Origin of the sequence: Brevundimonas sp. (assembly GCF_036399195.1) — a bacterium.
In the GTDB taxonomy this organism is placed as follows: domain Bacteria; phylum Pseudomonadota; class Alphaproteobacteria; order Caulobacterales; family Caulobacteraceae; genus Brevundimonas.
In genome coordinates, this window is the sequence record NZ_DASWNO010000175.1 from 1 (window position 1) to 20,867 (window position 20,867).

Consider the following 20,867-nt stretch of genomic DNA (forward strand, 5'->3'; position numbering starts at 1 on the left):
ATCGACGCCCTCGCCGAACTGTATCCGCACATCCCGGTCTGCATGCACCAGGACCACGGCAACGGCCCCGCCACCTGCGCCACCGCCATCCAGTACGGCTTCACCTCCGTGATGATGGACGGCTCGCTGATGGAGGACGGCAAGACGCCGGCCGACTACGAGTACAACGTCGCCGTGACCAAGAAGGTCGTCGAGATGGCCCACGCCTGCGGCGTCTCCGTCGAGGGCGAGCTCGGCGTGCTCGGCTCGCTGGAGACCGGCATGGGCGAGAAGGAGGACGGCCACGGCTTCGAGGGCAAGCTGGACCACTCGGCCCTGCTGACCGACCCGGATCAGGCCGTCGACTTCGTGCGCGAGACCCAGGTCGACGCCCTCGCCATCGCCATGGGCACCAGCCACGGCGCCTATAAATTCAGCCGCCAGCCCGATGGCGACGTGCTGGCCATGAACGTCATCGAGGAAATCCACCGCCGCCTGCCCGACACCCATCTGGTCATGCACGGCTCGTCCTCGGTGCCGCAGGACCTGCAGGACATCATCAACCAGTACGGCGGCCAGATGCCCCAGACCTGGGGCGTGCCGGTCGAGGAAATCCAGCGCGGCATCAAGCACGGCGTGCGCAAGATCAACATCGACACCGACAACCGCATGGCCATGACCGGCGCGATCCGCAAAATCTTGTCCGAGAAGCCCGGCGAGTTCGACCCGCGCGCCTATCTGAAGCCGGCCAAGGAGGCGATGCGCAAACTCTGCCAGGAGCGCTTCGTCCAGTTCGGCTGCGAGGGCATGGCCTCGAAGATCAAGCCGCTGTCCACCGCCCAGATGGCCAAGCGCTACGCCTCGGGCGAGCTGAACCCGCAGACGGGCGGGATGTCGGCGGCGGCCTGAGTGCATCCCCGACCCGGGCTGCTATCCCTCCTCGTCCTTCCGGGGCCGCGAAGCGGAACCCGGAATCCAGGAGATCGGGCTGCGACGCCTGAAGCATCTGTTTGCCTTACCCTGGATTCCGGGTTCTGCCCCGGCTTCGCCGGACCAGCCCCGGAAGGACGGCGGGGAGCGGGATCCTAAACTGGATACCGTGCCGACAGCTCGAACCGCACGCGGTCGGCTTCATCCCGCGCCCACTCAAGGGCCCGCTCGGCGTCGCGGGCGCGCCGCCTCGCCTCGCGCAGCTCGCCCCGGACCTCCACAATACGCTCACGGATTCGCTCCCGCTCGGCGTCGGTCTTCCCCTCCTCGCCGAGCTCGCGCTGCTTGGCCTGAAGCTTGTCCTCCCGATCCTCGATCCATGACACGGCGCTGTTCAGTTCGGACGACGCCGACTCGAGCGCGGACTCGGCGGCGTGAAGACGCGAGCCGTCGCGGAAGGCGGGCAGAAAATCGGCTTCTTCCTCCGGCTGGCACACGCCGTGGTAGCTGCGTCCGCGACGCCCCTCCTCGAAACCCCGCTCCAGGCGGCAATAGCCGCGCAGCCCGTCCTCGCGCGCCGAGCGGTAGGGCGTCACATCCGGCGCGACCCCATGCTTGGCGCACGCCTTCGCGTGGTCGTCCAGCCGGCTCATCGGCAGGCCCGCGGACCCGTCCCGCAGCCCCTGTCCGCCCCAGTCGCCGACGAGGCACTGGTCCTCGCTCATCGTCGCGCAGCTCCCGAGCAGGAGCGCGCTCCCCCCGACGGCGACACCGATCATCCACCTGTTCATCTCGACCTCCCCGGCTTCCACCGTCCCCCGTGGTGAAGCTTCGTGCTAGGAAACGCCGTGGCCGATGAACAGACGCTGACCGACGACGACGAGCCGATCGCGCTTCAGGCCCGCTACGACGGCCCGCCGGTGCGTCTCGACAAGGCCTTGGCCGACGCCTTTCCCGGCCTGTCGCGCGCGCGGCTGCAGGCTCTGCTGGCGCAGGGGGCCGTTACGCATGACGGGCTTCCGGTCTCAAGCGCTTCAGCCAAGGCCACGCCGGGCCTTTACGAGGTCCTCGTCCCGCCCGTGGTCGCCGCCGATCCTCGGCCCGAGCCGATTCCGCTGACGGTGCTGTTCGAGGACGCCGACCTGATCGTCATCGATAAGCCCGCCGGCATGGCCGCCCACCCCGCGCCCGGCAGCGAGACCGGCACCCTCGTCAACGCCCTGCTCGCCCACTGCGGCGCGACCCTGTCGGGCATTGGCGGGGTCGCCCGGCCGGGCATCGTTCACCGGCTCGACAAGGACACCTCGGGCGTCATGGTCGCCGCCAAGTCCGATCGCGCACACGCGGGCCTGTCGGCCCTGTTCGCGACGCACGACATCGAGCGAACCTACATCGCCCTCACCCGCGGCGCGCCGAGCCCGGCCAAGGGGCGGATCGAGACCCTGATCGGCCGCTCGTCCTCGGACCGGAAGAAGATGGCGGTGCTTCGCAGCGGCGGCCGCAACGCCGTCACCGACTATGCGGTGCGGCAGGTCTACGGCCTTGCCGCAAAGCCCGGCGGCGCGCCCATGGCCGCCAGAGTCGCCTGCACCCTGCACACCGGCCGCACCCACCAGATCCGGGTGCATCTCGCTTCCAAGGGCGCTCCGATCCTCGGGGACGCCGTTTATGGCTCAGGCAGTCCGGCGGCAGCCGTGCGCGCGGCCATCGCCGAAGCCGGGCTGACGCGGCAGGCTCTTCACGCGGCGGTGCTGGGTTTCATACACCCGGTCACGGGTGAAGCCCTACGCTTCGAGACCGCACCTCCGACAGACATGGTCAAGCTCGAGCGCTTACTGCAGGCCCTCTAGATCTCCACATCGTCCAGCGACATGACCGACATCACGAACAACGAAGACACCCATCGCTACGAACTGCCGGTCGGGAGCGACGTGGCCGTCATCACCTACAACCTCTCCGGTCAGAACCTGATGATCACCGAGACCCTGGTGCCCCGGGCGCTGGAAGGTCAGGGGATCGCGAGCCGGCTGACCAGGCACGTCATCGCGGACGCCCGGGACCGCGGCCTGCTGATCCTGCCGGTCTGTCCCTTCTTCGCCGCATACCTGCAGAAGCATCCGGAGAACGCCGACGTGGTGCATCCCACCTACCGAGAAATCCTCCGCCTCGCGTAGTCAGTCTTGATAAAAGACCCACCCTCTGATATACAGCCTTCATTCGGTGCGTGGCGCCGGGGCAACGGTCACGCTTCGGTGTGACGATCCGCCTCTGACAAAGGCGGAAACCCGTCCCTATTTCATCGGTTGAGGGGTGAGGCGACGGCGCACAATTGGGTGGCCGCCTCCGAAGAACCCGCTCTTTTTGACGGTCGGAGGGACCATATGGCTGTAGCTAGATCACTCGCGGTGATGTCGCCTGAACAGGGGCTCTCGCGATACCTGACGGAAATCCGCAAGTTTCCGATGCTGGCGAAGGACGAGGAGTTCATGCTCGCCAAGCGTTGGACCGAGCACCAGGACCCTGAGGCCGCCCACCGTCTCGTGACGTCTCACCTGCGCCTCGTGGCCAAGATCGCCATGGGCTATCGCGGCTACGGCCTGCCGATCGGCGAGGTGATCTCGGAAGGCAACGTCGGCCTGATGCAGGCCGTCAAGAAATTCGATCCGGACAAGGGCTTCCGCCTGGCGACCTACGCCATGTGGTGGATCCGCGCCTCGATCCAGGAATACATCCTGCGCAGCTGGTCGCTCGTGAAGATGGGCACCACGGCGGCCCAGAAGAAACTGTTCTTCAACCTGCGCAAGGCCAAGAGCCAGATCTCGGCCTTCGAGGAAGGCGACCTGCGGCCGGAACATCTCTCCGCGATCGCCACCAAGCTGGGCGTGTCCGAGGAAGAGGTCACCAACATGAACCGCCGCCTCGGCGGCGACGCCTCGCTGAACGCGCCGCTGCGCGCCGACGGCGAGAGCGAGTGGCAGGACTGGCTGGCCGACGACACGGCTGTCTCGCAAGAGACCCAACTCGCCGAGAGCGAAGAGAAGTCGATCCGCATGAGCCTGCTCCAGGAGGCGATGCAGGAGCTGACGGACCGCGAGAAGCACATCCTGACCGAGCGCCGGCTCAAGGACGACCCGGTCACGCTGGAGGAACTGGCGGGCCAATACGGCGTCTCGCGCGAGCGCGTCCGCCAGATCGAGGTGCGCGCCTTCGAGAAGCTGCAGAAGGCGATGCGGGCCGCCGCCGAGGAACGCAACCTCGTCGACGTCTGATCGGACGGCGATCCACCACGGTCACGGCCCCCTCGCGGGGGCCGTTTTCGTTTCAGGTCACCGCCGCCGCCGTCTGATAGCGCTCGTCCCGCCAGCTTTCGCTGTCGAGGATGTCCGCCAGGATTTCCACGGCGTCCCAGACATCGGCGTACCGGACGTACAGCGGCGCGAACCCGAACCGGATCACATCGGGCCGCCGGAAGTCCCCGACGACCCCCCGCGCGATCAGATTCTGCATCACCGCCCAGCCGTTCTCACAGGCGAACGAGACCTGCCCGCCTCGTTCGGCGGCGTTCCGGGGACTGGCCAGCGTCAGCCCATGCCGCCCGCAACGCGCCTCGACTCGGTCGATGAACAGATCCCCCAGCGCCCCGGCCTTGGCCCGGACCGCGGCCATCTCCACGCCCTCGAAGGCGTCCAGAGCCGCGTCCAGCGCCGTCATGCTGAGCACCGGCGGCGTTCCGCACAGCCAGCGCGCGACGCTTGGCGCCGGTGCGTAGTCGTCGATGAAGTCGAATGGCCGGGCGTGTCCCATCCAGCCCGACAGCGGATTCTGCAGCGCCGCCTGATGTCTCTCCGCCACGAAGACGAAGGCCGGCGCGCCCGGCCCGCCGTTCAGGTACTTGTACCCGCACCCCGCCGCCAGATCGGCCCCGTCGCGGTTGAGCGCGACATCCAGCACGCCGCAGCTGTGGCTCAGGTCCCAGAGGCTCAGCGCGCCCGCCTCGCGGATCAGCGCATTGGTCGCCGCCATGTCCCGCACCGCGCCGCTGCGGTAGTGGACGTGGCTCAGCAGAACCATCGCGGTCGTTTCGTCCAGCGCCTCCGCCATCCCCCCAGGCTCCACCGCCCGCAGCTCAATGTCGGGGGCCAGGGCGGCCAGACCCTGCAGGATGTACAGATCGGTCGGAAAGTCCCCGCGTTCGATCACCACCGCCCGGCGCTCCGGCGGCTGCGCCCGGACCGCCGCGGCGGCGAGCTTGAACAGGTTCACCGAAACCGAGTCCGCCGCCACGACCTCACCGGCTTCCGCGCCGACCAGTCGCGCAACGCGGCCCCCGACGCGTTGCGGCATCCCGATCCAGTCGTGCCGGTTCCAGCTGGCGATCAGGTCCTCGCCCCACTCCCGCTCGACCGCCCCCCGCACCCGTTCCACCGCCGACTTCGGCAGCGCCCCCAGCGAATTGCCGTCCAGGTAGATCACGCCCTCCGGCAGGCTGAACCGCTCGCGGGCGAAAGCCAGCGGATCGGCCGCATCGAGTGCGAGACAGGTCTGGCGCGTGGTCATGCAAGGCTCCGGTTGCCGGACGGCTGACGCTCTCTACAGTGCCGAGCGCGCCGGAGGAACGGCGACCGACGAGGCCGGCTCTTCCATGCGTCCTGCGATGTCCCTGCTGTCCATCCTGCTCGCCCTCGGCGCGTGCGCGCCTCAGCCGCCGGTCCTGCCTGATCCGGTCGAGACCCGGCAGCCGATCACCTTCAGCCAGCTCCTGGCCATGCCCCGGCAGGCGGCCGACCACCGCATCGCCTACGGAGCCGACCCCCTGCAGTTCGGCGAGTTGTGGCTGCCGCGGACCGGCGGCCGCCACCCCGTCATCGTGCTGATCCATGGCGGCTGCTGGCGAGCGGACCTGCCGGGCCTCGAGCTCATGGACTACATGGCCGCCGACCTGCGCGACCGGGGCTACGCCGTCTGGAACATCGAGTACCGCCGGATCGGCCACCCGGACGGCGGCTATCCCGGCACGTTCACGGATGTGGCGGAGGCCCTGGATCACCTGAGGACGCTTGCCCCAACGCATGGCCTCGACCTGCGCCGGGTCGCCGTCTCCGGGCATTCCGCCGGGGGCCACCTTGCGCTCTGGGCCGCGGGGCGGGATCGCCTGCCCCCATCCAGTCCCCTGCATGCGCGCCCGCCGCTCCCGGTGCGCGGCGTGGTGTCTCTCGCCGGCATCGCAGACCTCGCCGCCTATCGCGCGACAGGCCCCGACGCCTGTGGCGGACCTTCCACGATCGACGGACTGGTCGGCGCGCCCGGGACCGAGGGACGCGACGTCTTCGCCGACACCTCCCCGCCTGCCCTGCTGCCCCTCGGCGACCGGCAGGTCGTGATCTCCGGCGCCCTCGACCACATCGTGCCGCCGACGTTCGGACAGGCCTATGCGGAGACGGCGGCCGCTCGCGGCGATGCGGCGACCTCGGTGGTTCTTGCCGGCGCGGGTCATTTCGAGCTCATCGACCCGACCTCGGCCAGCTGGCCTCGAGTGGTCCGCGCCTACGATGATCTGCTGAAGTAGCGGCTCAGCCCGCGCGGGCCAGAGGCTCGACCTGGTGCATCGCCAGCAGGCCGCCGATGGGCGCGGATAGCGTCTCCTTGGTCGCGGGTCCCGACGCGAGGGTCACCTCCAGCGCGCCGACCGCCACCACCAGTCGGCTGTCCGAGGCCTTCATGGCCACCGCCTTCAGGTTGGACGCCTGTTCCCGGATCGCCCGCACCGCCTGCATGGGATCGCTGTCGAACTTGTCCAGCGCGGCCGCGAGGATGCGCATCGCCTGATCCTTGGCGGCCGCCAGCGCCTCCGCGCCCGTGGCGGGCCTGTCGGCCTTGCGCTTGCCGGGGCCGGAGAACTCTCCCGAGTTGAACCGCCGCCGGTCGGGACCGATGTAGCCGATCGCCTCGACCCAGTCCCGCGGCTTCAGCGCCACGTTCTCGACCCGACGGAACAGGTCCGCGGTCGTGTAGGGCTTCCTCAGGAACTCGTGGATGCCGGCGTCACGCGCGCCCTTGATGGTCGAGGCGGTCGCCTCGGCCGTCACCATGATGATGGGCGCCTTTCGGCATTCGAAATGCGACCGTCGCAACTTCCTGGCCAGCGCCTCGCCGTCCAGTCCGTCACCGCTGCGTTCGGTGAAGACGAGGCCCGGCTCCAGCCCGGCGGCCTCGGCCATGGCGCGCGCGCCATTCGGCTGAACCACGATCTCGGTCGAGCCCAGGCCCTTCATGATGTCGGTCATCAGCCGCGCGGCGTGCGGATTGGGGTCCACGATCAGGACGCGTTTGATCACCGGTCCCAGCCTGGCCAGCACACGACGGTCGACAGCGAACAAGGGGACCCCTCCAATTCCGGCGTCATGCTTAACCGACGCGGGTTAAGGCTCGTTGAACGCCGAAACCTGGGTCTCAGCCCCGGAAGGGGTCATGCATCATGATGGTGTCGTCGCGCTCGGGGCTCGTCGACAGCAGGGCGACCGGCGCCCCGATCAGTTCCTCGATACGGCGGACGTACTTCACCGCATGGGCGTTCAGGTCGCGGAAGCTGCGCGCCCCCGCCGTGCTCTCGCTCCAACCCTCCAGCTCCTCGAACACCGGCTCCGCCGCCGCCTGCGCCGCCAGGCTGGACGGCAGGTAGTCCAGCACCTCGCCGCCGATCCGGTAACCGGTGCAGATCTTCAGAACCTTCAGCCCGTCCAGCACATCCAGCTTGGTCAGGGCGATCCCGTCGATGCCGTTGATCGCCACCGACTGCCGCACCAGCACCGCGTCGAACCAGCCGCAGCGCCGCGCCCGGCCCGTGTTGACCCCGACCTCGCGCCCGACCGTCGCCAGATGCTCGCCCACCGCGTCGTTCAGCTCGCAGGCGAACGGCCCCTCCCCCACGCGCGTGGTGTAGGCCTTCACGATCCCCAGCACATAGCCGACGCCCTTGGGCCCAATGCCCGACCCCGCCGCCGCCTGTCCCGCGACGGTGTTGGAACTGGTCACATAGGGATAGGTGCCGTGATCGACGTCGAGAAACGCGCCCTGCGCCCCCTCGAACAACACCCGCTTGCCCGCCTTCTGCGCCTGATCCAGCACCCGCCAGGCTGGCTGCACATAGGGCAGGATCTTCGGCGCGATCTCCAGCAGCGAAGCGAGCAGCGCCTCCGGATCGATCGGCTCCAGCCCCAGTCCCGCCCGCAGCGGGTCGTGATGCGACCGCAGCCGCTCGATCTTGACCTTCAGATCGTCGACGTTGGCCAGATCGCACACCCGGATCGCCCGGCGGCCGACCTTGTCCTCATAGGCCGGGCCGATGCCGCGCCCGGTGGTGCCGATCCGCGCGCCGGGCGCGCTCGCCGCCGCCTCGCGCGCCACGTCCAGGGCCGGATGGATGGGCAGGATCAGACAGGCGTTGTCGGCGACGATCAGCACCTCGGGGCTGATGCGCACGCCCTGAGCCTCGATCTTGTCGATCTCGCCGACCAGATGCCAGGGATCGACGACCACGCCGTTGCCGATGATCGACGGCTTGCCCTGCACCACGCCCGACGGCAGCAGCGCCAGCTTGTAGACCTTGCCGTCCACGACCAGCGTATGCCCGGCGTTGTGCCCGCCCTGGAACCGCACGACCATGTCGGCGCGGTTCGACAGCCAATCGACGATCTTGCCCTTGCCTTCGTCGCCCCACTGGGCCCCGACCACCGCGACGTTCGCCAAGACTGTTCTCCGCTGCCCGGGATTTCGGGATGCGGGCGCAGCCTATAGCGGGGGAATCGGCGGGTGTCGTCCCGAGGGCCGATTATTCCGCCAGAGCCGTCTCGAACGCCCAGTCCAGCCACGGCGTCAGCGCCTCGACATCCGCCGCGTCAACCGTGCAGCCGCACCAGATGCGCAGACCCGCCGGCGCGTTGCGGTGGCTCTCGATGTCGAAGGCGGCGCCCTCGTCCTCGACCAGCCCCTTGATCTGTTTCACCAGCGCCTGCCGTCCTGTCTCGTCCATCGCCGTGACGCGGGGGTCGACAATCTTGAGGCAAACGGAGGTTGTGGATCGCACCGCCGGATCGTGCGCGAGATAGTCGATCCACGCCGTGCGCCGTACCCATTCGTCCAGCGCCGCCGCATTGGCCTCGGTCCGCGCGATCAGGCCCCGCAACCCGCCCTGGGCCAGACCCCACTCGACCGCGTCTAGCCAGTCCTCGATCGTCCACACCGAGAATGTGTTGATCATCGACCCCGACGCCAGCATCCGGTCGAACCCATTGGCGTCGCGCAGCCGCAGCACCTTCGGCACGCTCCTTGGCGGCTCATAGCGGTCCAGCCGCGCGATCGCCCGAGGCGACAGCGCGGCAATGCCCAGCCCGGCCTCTCCGCCCAGCGCCTTCTGGAAGCTGAAGGTCACGACATCCAGCTTCTCCCATGGCAACGCCATCGCAAAGGCCGCTGACGTCGCGTCGCAGATCACCAACCCCTCGCGGTCCGACGCGATGAAGTCGCCACTGGGAGCACGCACCCCCGACGTCGTGCCGTTCCAGGGAAAGATCAGGTCCTTCGCCGGATCGACCCGCGACGTGTCGGGCCACTCGCCCCAAGGCGCGCTCAGCACCTCCGGCTCGAGCTTCAGATGCTCGACCGCATCCGCCGCCCACACCTTGCCGAAATTCTCGAAGGCGAGGACCTGAACCGGCCGTTCCCCCAGCATGGACCACATGGCCGCCTCGACGGCGCCGGTGTCGGACCCCGGCACATAGACCAGCGTCCAGTCGTCCGGGACCTCCAGCAGCGCCCGCGTGCGCTCCAGCCCATGCGAAAACCGCGCCACCACCTCCGGCGCCCGGATGCCGCGCCCCAGCAGGTCGTGCGGGAGGGCCTGCGACGACCAGCCCGGCCGCTTCGCCGTCGGCCCGGACGAGAACCACGGCCGCGCCGGCTTCACATTGGGCCGGTTCGCCATCAGTCCCGCCACGGCTTGAAGGGGCCGACGTCCCGCAAGGTTTGCGCCAGCTTGATCAGATCAGGGGCCTCGACCTCCGGCAGCTGGATCATCACCTTGGCCAGCAGGTCGCCCCGCCGCCCGTCCATGAAGGCGCCCCGTCCCTTCAGCCTCAGCACCTTGCCGGAGTTGGTGCCCTTGGGGATGGTCATCGAGACCGTGCCCTCCGGCGTTCGCACCGGGATCTTCCCGCCCAACACCGCGTCCTCCAGCGCCACCGGCAGGTCCATCGTCAGGTCCGCGCCGTCGCGGCTGAACACCGGATGCGGCGTGATCTTCAGGGTGATCAGCGCGTCGCCGGCCTCGCTGCGGCCCGACGCTCCCGGCGCCCCCTGACCTCGCAGCCGGATCGTCTGCCCGTCAGCCGCGCCCTTCGGAATTGTGACGTCCAGCGTCCGCCCGTCCGAGAACTGAATGCGGCGCGTCGCCCCCGAGATCGAGTCCTCGAGGCTGATCTCCAGCGTCGCCTTTACGTCCGCGCCGCGCCCCAGCCCGGCCCCGCCCGCGAAACCTCCGCGCGGTCCGGCCCGCTTGGCGCCCCCGCCGAACATGCCGCCGAACAGCTCTTCCAGGTCGATGTCCTCAACGCCGCCGGGTCGCGCGCCGCCCTGCCCGAAGGGATTTCCGCCCGGTCCCCGCCCGGGTCCGCCGCCGCCGAAGCCGCGGAACTGCTCGCGTCCGTCGGCGTCGATCTCGCCCCGGTCGAACTTGGCCCGCTTGTCCTTGTCGCCGAGCAGGTCGAACGCTGCCGTCACCCGCTTGAACCGCTCGTCGGCCTCGCGATTGCCCAGGTTCTTGTCCGGGTGCAGCTCCTTGGCGAGCTTGCGGAACGCCTTCTTGATCTCGTCGGCGCTCGCGCCCCGCGAAACGCCCAGCTCCTTGTAGGGATCGCCCGCCACCTGTGCATTCACTCCGGAGAAGTCAGTCCCCGTCAGTTAGGGCATCCCCGGGATTCCGCAAAGTCGGTGGCGCGAACAACATCGGCGCTTCAGGTGGCCAAAGCCGCGGTGGCCTCGGCGCCCCATCCAAATCCATCGCCCCACTGAGCCACGGCCACCACCACGGCCGGCCCGATCTCGAGGGGAAAGTCCGCGGTCACGTCCTCCGAAGCGTAGATCGCGCCCGGTCCGTCCACCTCCGCCGAGCGCACCTCGACGCCGTCCTCCAGCACGCGCACCCGGAACTTCAGAGCGGTCAGGGGCGCATCTTCCCCATCCCACCGGTCGCCGCCGACGCGCAGGCGCGGAATCCAGCCGATATCAAACCCGCCATCGTCCCGCGCCTCCACCCTCAGATGCGCCGGCGACCACGGCCGGTCATGCACCCCGGTCAGCTCGAACGTCGTCTCGCTGACACCGGCCCCGCCCGCCGGCCCGCCCGCCGGTCCCGCCCGCCAGACCAGCGGCAGACCCCGTTCGGCGCCGGAGCAATCCGCTCGCGGCGGCCTCGCGTCCAGCAGCACCACCAAGGCGCCCACCCCCGCGCCCGTCCGCATCGCCGCCTCCGTCCCCTGCTGGCCCCGCAGCAGACCCGACAGCCGCCAGACACCCTCCCCGATCAGCTCCGCTGTCCGGAACTGCGCCAGCTCCCAGCCCTGCTCCGTCTCGATGGCGACCGCGTTCGCGCCAGCCAGCACCGCCGCCGTGCCGCGGCTCTCCGGCGCCCGCCCCTCGACCCGCACCAGCAGCCCGCCCGCCTCGTCCCAGCGATGCCGCGCACCAGCCACCACCGGCTCGACCAGCACGCCGACCGTCGCCGGCTGAGCCGCCACCCTACGAAGGGTCATCGACAGAGCATCGGGCCCGGCGAAGACGCTCATGCTCCGCCACGGCTCCGCGGCCACCACCGCCAGGGGCCGACTGTCTTCCTCGCCGCCTACCAGCGGCGGCAGCTCGATCATGCGGAACAGCGGCGCTCCAACGATGGCGGCCGCCTCTCCGGCCCTGGGCGCGGAGTCGTCCTCTCCCGGCTCGATCGACGACACCCGCTCCAGCACCGCCGTGGGCGTCTCCTCCAGATCGACTCGGGCAACGCGCCAGCTGCCGCTCCGCCCCTCCACCGTCACGCCGTCGCCGGGCTCCAGCCTCAGCGCCTCCAGCGGCCCCAGCGACGCCGTCAGTCGCTCCGTCAGCCCCGTCTCCAGCGCCCGCGCCGCCGCCGTGCGCGCCAGCGCCATGGAACAGACCGCCGGGAGGTCCAGATCGACTCCGCCGCCCTCGCCCGCCGATCGCGCGACCGCGGACCCTGTCTGATAATCCGTGTCGCCGTCGATGAAGCGCACCCGGGCCGCGCCGGGCGCAGGCTCCAGCGCCCGCTCCGCCCGCAGCCGCTCGCCTTCGTCAGGCAGCGCCAACCGATCCAGCGAAAGCTCCAGCGCGGCCGGCCCCTCCGCCAGCACCGCCACCTTCCCCTGCCGCTCCGCCGCGATCAGCCCCAGCCCCGCCAGCAGCGGCTCCAACGCGTCCCGCGTCCGCATGGGCCGATCGACGACATAGCCCTGCACCTCCGCCCGGCCCGCCTCGACGCTGAACTCGCTCTCCTCCAGCCCGCCCCGGCGCAGCAAGGCCGCGATCAGGTCGCGCGTGTCTCCGCCCAGCCGCCCGTTCAGCCAGTGCCCGGTGCGCCACGCGCCGGCGTCCGCCCACACGTCCGACCGGCCTGGAAACGCCGGCCATGGCCGCGCGTCCCAGCACCAGGCGTCGGCCCCGTCCAGCATTGGCCCGCCATAGACCCCCGACACGGGATTGTTCTGGCCCTGCGCGAAATGCTCCAGCAGCGCCTCGAGCGCCCGCCTCTGCATCCGATCGTCGCGCGTCCCTTCCGACGCGGGCGGCAGGGCGCTCTCCGCGCTCTTCGGGTCCTGAAACAGGTTCGGCGCATTGCCGCCCCGGTCCACGGCCGCGCAGCCGAACTCGGTCAGCCGGATCGGCTTCATCTCCGGAACCCAGGCCGTCGGCGTGGCGCTGCGCGCGCCGCCCGGCCGGTCGTGATGGGCGTGGCTCCACCAGCCCTTCAGATCCTTCGGCCGGAACAGCCAGTGCTCGCCATTCGCCGTGTCGGCGATGACCGTCCGCACCTGCGCCGCCCGGTCCGCATCCGAGGCGTAGAACCAGTCAAACCCCTCGCCCCCCGCCACCTGCGCCGCCAGATACGCCGGATCGTCCGGTCCCGCGAACGCCGCCGCATCCACGCCGCCGCTCCCGCCGCGCCAGTCGCCCAGCGGCGGATACCAGTCGATGCCGACGTGATCGATGCTCGGATCCGCCCATAGCGGATCGAGATGAAAGATCGCGTCCGCCCCGTCGTGCCGCCCGAAATACTCCGACCAGTCCGCCGCGTAGCTGATCGCCACGTGCGGTCCGACGACTGCCCGACACTCCTCCGCCAGCGTCCGCAATGCCTCCACAGCCGGAAAGCCGCCCGCTCCGTCCCGCGTCCAGGTCAGCCCGCGCATCTCGGAGCCGATCAGCAGCCCGTCCGCCCCGGTCTCCTGCGCCAGCGCCGCATAGTGCAGCGCCAGCCGCCTCAAACCCCATCCGTCGGCAGAGCCGAACGCCGCCGCCACGTCCCCCGCGGCGTCGACGCCATCGCGGCCCTTCACCCGACCCCGCCACGGATAAGCCGCCTGCTCCGCCCCGCCATACGGATCAGCCAGCCCATTCCCCGGTGCGATGTCCATGAACACGAACGGATAGAGCGTGACCTCCAGCCCCCGCGCCTTCAGCTCCGCCACCGCCTGACGGACGCTGTCGTCCGAGGGCGTGCCCCCATAGGCCGGGCCGCCTCCGGACTGGCTGATCAGGTGCGCCTCCGCCCGCCCCAGTCCCGCGACCGACCAGCTCAGCGGCTCCGTCGCCTTGTCCCGCCGCTCCACGCCCGGACGGACGGTGCAGTGCCCCGCCCTGAGGTCCGAGCCGAACCAGCCGATCACGAGGCTGACACGCTTCAGCGCCGGCGCCTGCGCGATCAACTGGTCCAGCGATACGGCCAGATCGGTCAGTCCGGCGCCGCCGTGCACGTTCTCCGCCGTCGTGCGCGTCAGCCCGTCCCGACGCAGCACCGCCACGCTCGCCAGCACGAACTCGCCCGCGCCTGGGATCAGGCACACGCCCTCCAGGCGGTCCTCAAGCCGCGGCTCCGCTCCGCCCGCGCGGCGAAACACCTCGAACGCCAGATGGGGCGGACGATTGCCGTACGGACCCAGCGGCAAATCCTCGAACACGACATAGGCCGTTCCCCGATACGCCGGAGCCGTCGCCTCGACCGCCTCGATCAGCGGGTCCGGCGTCTGCTCCGCCCCGCCCCGGTGCACCCGCATTGTCACGCCCGACAAATCCATCGGCCGCCCGTCGGCCCATACGCGGCCGACACCGTCGATCTCGCCCTCGCACAGCGCCACGGCGAAGCTCAGCGAATAGTCGTACTCGACCGTCCGCGGCCCGCCCTTGCTCCCGGCCGAGGTCTTGCGCCCCTCCAGGAACCGGGCCGCCCAGATGATCTGGCCCGTCACCCGCGCCCGGCCGAATACGCATGGCGTCGGCGCGCCCTCGGCCGTCCCCTGCACCTTCAGGGTGTCCAGCCGGGGCCCTCTCTGCCGCGCCGGCTCCAGCCCGGCAACGACCCGCTGGTCGATCGCCCGACCCAGGGTCGAGCCGACTGCCGCGCCGATGGGACCGCCGACCGCCTGGCCGACGCTGCTCAGGACGACCTGCGCCATTCCGCTACCCCTCCGATCCTCTCGGACCCGCGCTCGGCCAGGCGAACGCCGCCGCCAACCGCCGGCGCCACCACGGCCCCATCCAGCTCTCGACCACGGCCCGGCCCCAGTAGGCGTGGATCATCCGTGGCTCGGCCCCGGCCAAGTCCGTCAGGATGGCGCAGTGCTTGATCGGGCTGCCGGGGGCCATGCGGAACAGCACCACATCCCCCAGCCCGGCGCGCGACAGCGGGATCTCCACCAGCCACCGCCGCGCCGCCTGCAGCAGCGTCTCCTCCCCGCCGACCTCGGCCCAGTCCGCCGCATAACCGGGAACCGCTTCCGGCTCAGCGCCGAGCAGCTCCCGCCAGACCCCGCGCACCAGCCCGAGACAGTCCGCGCCCTCGCCCTTGACGCTGGCTTGATGTCGGTAGGGCGTGCCGAGCCAGGCCCGGGCGGCGATTGCCGCCGCCACGCTCATCGCCGGCTCCGCCCGTCGTTCCGCCCGCCCTCGATCGGCGCCGCGGTCAGGAAGTCGTCGCCGGGGATGTCGGGAAAGCCCTGGAAGTTGATCCCGTTGGCGAAGGTCCCGATGCAGGTCTCCCAACGCTTGTCGCAATCCGCCCCGGGGATCGCGCCGAGATCGACCCGACACCGACCGTCGCCCAGGATCGCGTCGCAGGACCGGCCATAGGTCCGCCCCACCACCCGCTCCAGGCGCGCCAACGGCCCTTCCAGCTCAGCCGTGAACCCGCCGCCCTCGCGCCGAATACGCGTCATGGTCGCCGTCCACAGCCGTACCCGCAGGTCGAGCCGCGCCCAGTCCACGCGCCACAGCGCCACCGCCGCCCCGTCGTACAGGCCCGCCTCGACGTCGCTGTCGGCGATGCCGTCGTCGTCAAGCCCGCCCGCCGCGGCCGCAGACCCCGCGCTCAGTCCCACGGCGGTGTCCGCAGCGCCCGCGACCCACCCGCTCGCCGCTCGGCACGTCACGCCGTCCAGCGTCAGATCGCGGTCGTGATCGGTGAAGCCCAGAACCGCGCCGTCAGCCCGCGTCAGCATCCACACATGGCACAGTGTCGCCGCGCCGCTCTCGATGCGCGCGGCCAGTTCCTCCGGAACGTCTCTCATGGCTCAGATCCGCACTTCAATCAGCGGCGCCGCGGCCATCCGCCCTGCGTCGAAGCTCTCCAGCGTCACCTCGAGCCGGTCGGTGTCGAACCGCACCGGCACGTCGTACTCAAAGCCCGCCGTCACCACGGCCCCGACCGCCGGCCCCGTCGCCAGCGTGACGAGGCCGGTCGCCGTGTCCACGTCGAACGCCGGCGCAGCCAACTCATCGCCGTCGACCGCGATCCGCACCGAGCCGGCGACCGGCTTGGCGATGCGCCGTTCCACCGCCTCCGCACCGTCGCCATGGCGCTTCACCAACTGGAACACCGTGCGGCTTCCGTCGCCCTCGCCCAACAGCTGATCGGTTGGATCGACCCCGTCCGCCGGCGCGCATGACTTGAAGTCGGCGAAGTCGCGAAAACGGAACCCGCGCAGCCGTCCCCTGCGCGCCTCGAAGAAATCCGTCAGCGCCGCCATGTCGTTCAGCGACCTCAGGTTCGCGCCGATCAGGTATCGACGACGCCCCTGCGCCCACGGAGTCGAACGCCGCTCGAAGCCGGAGCCCAAGGTGACGATCTCGGTCCGCCGCTCCACCCCGCCCGTCGACCCGAACGCCAGCCGCGCCGGAAGCCTCACCTCGTCGAAGGCCATCCGTTCTCTCCTCCGGATTCGTGCGCCGACGCCCGCTTGTGGACCGAACGGGGTTCGTTCATCCTTCCCCGTGGACGGTTGTCCAGAGCACCGGGGAGGGCGCGCTATGAGCTACGAAACGTCATCGCAAATTCAGGGCTTCGACTGGCAGAAGCTGTTGTTTTCGTTCGAGGGCCGCACCCGGCGCTCGCACTTCTGGATCGGCTGGCTGATCTGTCTGGGAATCGGGGTCGTCACCGGTTGGATTCCGCTGCTCGGCAGCCTGATCTCCCTGCTGCTGATCTGGCCCAACCTCGCGATCACCGTCAAACGCCTCCACGACATGGGCAAGACCGGCTGGTTCGCCGCCATTCCCTGGGCCGTGACCATCGTCGGCGTCTGCGTCGCCATCGGCATGGTGGGCGTCAGCGCCCTGACCAACTCGGCTGCGCTGGAGCGCGAGGATCCGTTTGCAATCTTCGCCCTTATCGGACCTGCGTTCGGCGCTTTCGCGCTCGTGATGCTGGTCAACCTCGGCTTCCTGATCTGGATCGGGGCGACCGACAGCCAGCCCGGCGACAACCGCTTCGGACCGAACCCCAAGAGCTTCTGAACCCGATCAGTCTCACAGCTTGCGCGCGCCCAGTGCGACGGCGCGCGCAAGCATCTGGCTGATCTGCGCCTCCGAGCGCAGCAGACCGTTCGAGCCGCCGTCCATGCGGATGTTCACGGTCACGCCGCCGCCGCCATGCGGCTCGACCGAGCCGGCGCTTGCCGGCCTGAACACCTCGGGTCCGCGCTCGCCCACCAGATAGGCGCCGCCGCCGCTGACCGGTCCCCCGTCAGCCCGCGAGCCTGAAAACACCGTCTTCACCGCCTGCGCGATCGCCTCGGACAACCCGCCCCCGCCGCTCGCGCCCGAGGTCGCGCCGACCGCCGCCAGCATGGCGCGGGCCAGCTCGGCCAGCGTCACCTCGCCGTCCGCCGCCGCGCGTGTCAACGAACGGGTCAGGCTGTCGCCCGCCCGCGCGAAAGCATCCTGGATCGACGCCGCGGCCCGCTCCGCCGGCTCCCGCAAACCCTCCAGCGCCGCCGCGGCCTCCGCCGCCTTCAAGGGCACGGCGTCCAGCCCCTTCGGCTCGAACGAGTCAGTCATCCGGCCACATCTCCGTCATCCCCGTCAGCGCCGCCCGGCTGATCGGCGCGTTGACGCGCGCGTCCTCCGTCAGCATCCGCCACTCCGCCAGCGACAGTCGCCAGAACGCCGCCGGCGTGATCCCCAGCAGCGCCGCAGTGCGGATCATCGCGCCCCACGGGCTCGCGTCCTTTGTCACGCTCCCGCCGCTCCGGCCGAAGCGGAGAACGCCCGGGCCGCTGCGTTCGCCGCTTCTCTTGGATCGATCGCCGCCGCCTCCAGCGCGCCGGCCAGTTCGCCTTCCCCGCCCCCGCGCAGGAGCGCCGTCAGCACCACGACCAGATCCGCCGCCGACACCGCCTGCATGCGCCCCGCCAGTTCACTCACCGACGTCAGCCCCAGCCCCGCCTCGATCTCGGCCAGGGCGCCCAGGGTCAGGCATAGCGTCCGCTCAGCCCCGGCCAGCACGACCGTGACCTCGCCCCGCGCGCCGTTGCACCTCGCCGTCATCGCGATCGCCTAGAGCGCCGCGAAGGCGATCTCGCCCGCGCTGGCCAGGCTGATGGCGAAGGTCGCCTCGCCCTCGTGCTCGCCGCCGTACTCCAGCGCGGCGACTAGGAACGGTCCCTCCAGCGTGCCGAATTCCGGCACGATCAACCGCCAGTTTCGCGCGCCCTGATCGAAGAAGGCTTCCCGGATCAGCGCGTCCGAGGCGGCGTCGCGGAAAATCCCCTGTCCCGCCACGGCCGCGGACTTCACGCCCGCCCCGCTCAGAAGCTCGCGCCACCGACCTGCGCTGTCGCCGTCCGTCGCGTCCACCGTCCGCGCATTCAGGCTGATGGTCCGCGCCCGAAGGCCGGCCACGGTGGTGAAGACTCCCGTCGCGCCCTCGATCTTCAGCAGGATGTCCCTGCCGCGTTGCGCCGTCATGTCAGATCTCCTCCGTGACGGCGCGCACCCGCAGCGCCGCAAATGTCCTGTGGCCGTCCGCGGCCGGAAACACGTCGGCGAAGGCGACCCGCAAGCCCACCGTCCGCACCCCGTCAGCCTCCACCACCGCGTCGCTCAACCGCGCCCGAACGGCCGCCAGAATGGCCTTGGCCTCCTCCGACCCGCGAAAACGCGACGCCGCCGTCAGTGTCAGCACATGTTCGACCCCGCCCCCGTCCGCGCGCACCGGACGGCTCTCGCTCCGTCCGATCAGCAGGTGCGGCAGCTCCGATGGCGCCGCGGCCGTCTCCGAAATCCGCGCCGGCGCCCCCAGCAGCGCCTGCAGCGCTGGGTCCGCCCGCAGATGCGCGATCAGCGCCTTCTGCAGCGCCAGTTCATGACTCATCGGATCCGCTCCAGGTTCAGGATGGCCTGCCCGCCGACGGACTCTCCCGAGACGATCCGCCAGTCGCCGCCGCCGAACCTCAGCACCCGCCCGGGCGCCAGTCGCGCGTCCGCCCGCGTCTCCGCCGTGACCGACTCGATCGCCCGCCGCCCGCCCGCTTCTGACCGTTCGCGCCGTCTCCGCGCGCCCAGCTTCAGCCAGGCATGGCCCAGCAGCTCGTAGGACACCGCCAGCCCGCCATACGGCGTCTCCGCCTCGATCAGCTCGAACAGCTCCGCCAGCGTCTTCACAGCCGCACCGCCCGATACGGCGCGATCCAGCCGTCAACCGGCCCCAGCGGCATCGCGGAGTCGCCGCGCTCATAAGCCCGCAACGTCAGCATCAGGATCGCCAGCCTCAGCGGCGCCGGGCTGGTGGACGTCAGACTCAGCCCGACGTCCCTCTCCACCCGCGCCCGGGCCCCATCGATCAGCGTCTGGATCAGCCCGTCCTCCGCGTCATGCTCGACGCGCAGGAACAGCTTCGCCTCCGCCAGAGAGACGGGTGCGGTCATGGGCCACCTCAATTGTCTGAAAGAAAGTGGCTGGTGGTTGGTGACTGGTGATTGGCCGCGCATCGCGCCCCACCACCGCTCCAGCCACCAGTCACCGACCACCAATCACCCGGCGAGCGTCAGCTCGCGCTGAACTTCATCACCTTGATCGCGTCGAAGTTCTGCACGCCGCCGCCCACGCGCTTGGTCGTGTAGAACAGCACATAGGGCTTGGCCGAATACGGATCCCTCAGCACCCGCACCCCGGCCCGGTCGACGATGAGATAGCCGCGCTGGAAGTCGCCGAAGGCGATGGCCGCGCTGTTCGCCGCCACGTCGGGCATGGTCTCGATCTCGGTGACGCGATAGCCGAGCAGGCTCGCCGTATCCCCCGCCCGCTGCGCCGGCTGCCAGATGTAGTTGCCGTCCGCGTCCTTGAACTTGCGCACAGCCGAGACCGTCCTGCGGTTCATCACGAACCGCCCGTTCGGCCGGTACTGGGCCTTGGGCGCATAGACCAGGTCGATCAGCCGGTCGGTCGGGCTACTCCCGGCGAAGGCCCCCGCGCCGCCCGAGGCCACATAGCCGATCTCGCCCCACACCGCGCTGGCGTCGGCCACGATCGGATAGCTCAGAAAGCCCTTGGGCTTGTTGACTCCGTCGCCCATGACGAAGGCCGTGGTCTCCTGCGCCGCGAAGGCGTCCTCGACCTCGGCCGCCAGCCATTCGTCCAGGTCGATCAGGGCGTCGTCCAGCAACGACTGGGTCGCCGCCGGGTTGGCGTACAGATCCGCCGCGGGGAACTCGAGCAGCGCGAGCGTCGCCGGATCGGTCTCCGGCCGCGCAGCCGTCTCGGCGACCCAGCCCGAGGCTACGCCCGCCGTCGACACGGGCTTGCGGAACACGCCCGCGCCCACGGTCCGCACGGTGGCGATCTCGCGCATCGGCGACCCCGCCATCAGCCGGCGCTCGATCGCCCTCTCGGTCTGCTCCGGCACCACATAGCCGGCCGAGTTCGACGCCGTGCTCAACCCCGCCTTCAGCTCCAGCCCGAACGACGCCCCTGTCTTCAGATACCCGTCAAAGGCCGCCTTCGTCTCGTCCATTCCTCCCCCCATGGGGGAGGTGGCTCGGCCAACGGCCGAGGCGGAGGGGGCCTCGGCGCCGGACTCGATCGCCGGCCGCCTTCCCTCGCTCACCACCCGGTCCAGCCGCGCCTGCGCCGCCCCGACCGCCTGGTCGATCCGCGCCACCTTCTCCTCCAGCAGCGTGTCGGCCGACGCCTTCCGCTCAATCTCGTCCAGCCGGGCGTCGTTCGCCCCTTTGAACGCCTCGAACGCCGCCATCATCTCGTGCATGGCCGCGCGCGCCTCCGGCGAGGCGGAAGCCTGTTTGGTCTCTTTCATTTGTGCTCCAGTGAAAGGACGACGCATCGCGCCGTCGTCGCCCGGACGGTCAGCCGCCCGATTTCCTCGCAGGCCCCCGGAGGCGCCGTCA

General features: G+C 70.5%; 24 protein-coding genes. 6 read left to right on the forward strand and 18 right to left on the reverse strand.

Annotated elements, in window-relative coordinates; all coding sequences use genetic code 11:
* Nucleotides 1-888 (forward strand): class II fructose-bisphosphate aldolase (fba, locus tag VGB60_RS08185; protein ID WP_331037777.1); only part of this gene is annotated, 888 nt, incomplete at its 5' end.
* 176 nt (nucleotides 889-1,064) lie between these two features.
* On the opposite strand, the gene VGB60_RS08190 is transcribed toward fba, so the two are convergent.
* The gene (locus VGB60_RS08190) at nucleotides 1,065-1,634 is read right to left on the reverse strand and encodes a DUF2799 domain-containing protein (RefSeq protein WP_331037778.1); all 570 of its coding nucleotides are present in this window, start codon (nucleotides 1,632-1,634) and stop codon (nucleotides 1,065-1,067) included.
* Nucleotides 1,635-1,775: 141 nt separating this feature from the next.
* On the opposite strand from VGB60_RS08190, the gene VGB60_RS08195 reads away from it, so the two are divergent.
* From VGB60_RS08195 to rpoH, 3 genes are all read left to right on the forward strand, one after another.
* The gene (locus tag VGB60_RS08195; protein ID WP_331037814.1) at nucleotides 1,776-2,759 is read left to right on the forward strand and encodes an RluA family pseudouridine synthase; all 984 of its coding nucleotides are present in this window, start codon (nucleotides 1,776-1,778) and stop codon (nucleotides 2,757-2,759) included.
* Nucleotides 2,760-2,780: 21 nt separating this feature from the next.
* A complete protein-coding gene (locus VGB60_RS08200; protein ID WP_331037779.1) occupies nucleotides 2,781-3,083 on the forward strand; it encodes a GNAT family N-acetyltransferase in 303 nt (100 codons plus the stop codon).
* Nucleotides 3,084-3,290: 207 nt separating this feature from the next.
* Nucleotides 3,291-4,178 carry an RNA polymerase sigma factor RpoH gene (rpoH, locus tag VGB60_RS08205; protein WP_331037780.1) on the forward strand — a complete coding sequence of 296 codons (888 nt, stop codon included), beginning with the start codon at nucleotides 3,291-3,293 and terminating at the stop codon, nucleotides 4,176-4,178.
* A gap of 52 nt (nucleotides 4,179-4,230) precedes the next feature.
* Here the strand turns inward: rpoH and kynU are convergent, their stop codons facing one another.
* Complete coding sequence (kynU, locus tag VGB60_RS08210; RefSeq protein WP_331037781.1) at nucleotides 4,231-5,466, reverse strand: kynureninase; 1,236 nt, start codon at nucleotides 5,464-5,466, stop codon at nucleotides 4,231-4,233.
* Between the two features lie 97 nt (nucleotides 5,467-5,563).
* Here kynU and VGB60_RS08215 point away from each other — a divergent pair, with 97 nt between their 5' ends.
* Nucleotides 5,564-6,475, forward strand: a complete 912-nt coding sequence (locus VGB60_RS08215) for an alpha/beta hydrolase (RefSeq protein WP_331037782.1) — start codon at nucleotides 5,564-5,566, stop codon at nucleotides 6,473-6,475.
* Nucleotides 6,476-6,479: 4 nt separating this feature from the next.
* Here the strand turns inward: VGB60_RS08215 and VGB60_RS08220 are convergent, their stop codons facing one another.
* The 8 genes from VGB60_RS08220 to VGB60_RS08255 all read right to left on the reverse strand — a co-directional run bounded on the left by VGB60_RS08220 (nucleotide 6,480) and on the right by VGB60_RS08255 (nucleotide 16,388).
* A complete protein-coding gene (locus tag VGB60_RS08220) occupies nucleotides 6,480-7,286 on the reverse strand; it encodes a response regulator (RefSeq protein WP_331037783.1) in 807 nt (268 codons plus the stop codon).
* 73 nt (nucleotides 7,287-7,359) lie between these two features.
* Nucleotides 7,360-8,655 (reverse strand): adenylosuccinate synthase, encoded by a 1,296-nt coding sequence (locus VGB60_RS08225; RefSeq protein ID WP_331037784.1) that lies wholly within the window; start codon nucleotides 8,653-8,655, stop codon nucleotides 7,360-7,362.
* Nucleotides 8,656-8,737: 82 nt separating this feature from the next.
* Entirely contained in the window at nucleotides 8,738-9,889 is a 1,152-nt protein-coding gene (locus tag VGB60_RS08230) for a phosphoserine transaminase (RefSeq protein WP_331037785.1), read from the reverse strand.
* A complete protein-coding gene (locus tag VGB60_RS08235; protein ID WP_331037786.1) occupies nucleotides 9,889-10,827 on the reverse strand; it encodes a DnaJ C-terminal domain-containing protein in 939 nt (312 codons plus the stop codon). The genes VGB60_RS08230 and VGB60_RS08235 overlap by 1 nt, the downstream gene beginning before the upstream one ends.
* 89 nt (nucleotides 10,828-10,916) lie before the next feature.
* Complete coding sequence (locus VGB60_RS08240) at nucleotides 10,917-14,645, reverse strand: baseplate multidomain protein megatron (RefSeq protein WP_331037787.1); 3,729 nt, start codon at nucleotides 14,643-14,645, stop codon at nucleotides 10,917-10,919.
* A 4-nt stretch (nucleotides 14,646-14,649) separates the two neighbouring features.
* A complete protein-coding gene (locus VGB60_RS08245) occupies nucleotides 14,650-15,105 on the reverse strand; it encodes an NlpC/P60 family protein (RefSeq protein WP_331037788.1) in 456 nt (151 codons plus the stop codon).
* Nucleotides 15,102-15,755, reverse strand: coding sequence for a baseplate hub protein (locus tag VGB60_RS08250; protein ID WP_331037789.1), 654 nt, complete (start codon nucleotides 15,753-15,755; stop codon nucleotides 15,102-15,104). Before VGB60_RS08250 ends, VGB60_RS08245 begins: the two co-directional genes overlap by 4 nt.
* A gap of 3 nt (nucleotides 15,756-15,758) precedes the next feature.
* Nucleotides 15,759-16,388 (reverse strand): DUF2460 domain-containing protein, encoded by a 630-nt coding sequence (locus VGB60_RS08255; protein WP_331037790.1) that lies wholly within the window; start codon nucleotides 16,386-16,388, stop codon nucleotides 15,759-15,761.
* Between the two features lie 106 nt (nucleotides 16,389-16,494).
* Here VGB60_RS08255 and VGB60_RS08260 point away from each other — a divergent pair, with 106 nt between their 5' ends.
* Nucleotides 16,495-16,980 (forward strand): DUF805 domain-containing protein, encoded by a 486-nt coding sequence (locus tag VGB60_RS08260; protein ID WP_331037791.1) that lies wholly within the window; start codon nucleotides 16,495-16,497, stop codon nucleotides 16,978-16,980.
* A gap of 12 nt (nucleotides 16,981-16,992) precedes the next feature.
* Here the strand turns inward: VGB60_RS08260 and VGB60_RS08265 are convergent, their stop codons facing one another.
* The 8 genes from VGB60_RS08265 to VGB60_RS08300 form a co-directional block, all read right to left on the reverse strand.
* Nucleotides 16,993-17,523, reverse strand: coding sequence for a phage tail tape measure protein (locus tag VGB60_RS08265; protein ID WP_331037792.1), 531 nt, complete (start codon nucleotides 17,521-17,523; stop codon nucleotides 16,993-16,995).
* Nucleotides 17,516-17,701 (reverse strand): phage tail assembly chaperone, encoded by a 186-nt coding sequence (locus VGB60_RS08270; RefSeq protein WP_331037793.1) that lies wholly within the window; start codon nucleotides 17,699-17,701, stop codon nucleotides 17,516-17,518. Before VGB60_RS08270 ends, VGB60_RS08265 begins: the two co-directional genes overlap by 8 nt.
* Entirely contained in the window at nucleotides 17,698-18,012 is a 315-nt protein-coding gene (locus tag VGB60_RS08275) for a GTA-gp10 family protein (protein WP_331037794.1), read from the reverse strand. The genes VGB60_RS08270 and VGB60_RS08275 overlap by 4 nt, the downstream gene beginning before the upstream one ends.
* Nucleotides 18,013-18,021: 9 nt before the next feature.
* Nucleotides 18,022-18,432, reverse strand: coding sequence for a phage major tail protein, TP901-1 family (locus tag VGB60_RS08280; RefSeq protein WP_331037795.1), 411 nt, complete (start codon nucleotides 18,430-18,432; stop codon nucleotides 18,022-18,024).
* A 1-nt stretch (nucleotide 18,433) separates the two neighbouring features.
* On the reverse strand, nucleotides 18,434-18,838 hold the full coding sequence (locus tag VGB60_RS08285; protein ID WP_331037796.1) for a DUF3168 domain-containing protein: 405 nt from the start codon (nucleotides 18,836-18,838) through the stop codon (nucleotides 18,434-18,436).
* Entirely contained in the window at nucleotides 18,835-19,128 is a 294-nt protein-coding gene (locus VGB60_RS08290) for a phage head-tail adapter protein (RefSeq protein WP_331037797.1), read from the reverse strand. Before VGB60_RS08290 ends, VGB60_RS08285 begins: the two co-directional genes overlap by 4 nt.
* Nucleotides 19,125-19,391, reverse strand: a complete 267-nt coding sequence (locus VGB60_RS08295) for a head-tail connector protein (RefSeq protein WP_331037798.1) — start codon at nucleotides 19,389-19,391, stop codon at nucleotides 19,125-19,127. Before VGB60_RS08295 ends, VGB60_RS08290 begins: the two co-directional genes overlap by 4 nt.
* A 119-nt stretch (nucleotides 19,392-19,510) precedes the next feature.
* The gene (locus VGB60_RS08300; protein WP_331037799.1) at nucleotides 19,511-20,776 is read right to left on the reverse strand and encodes a phage major capsid protein; all 1,266 of its coding nucleotides are present in this window, start codon (nucleotides 20,774-20,776) and stop codon (nucleotides 19,511-19,513) included.
* Nucleotides 20,777-20,867 lie beyond the last annotated feature (91 nt).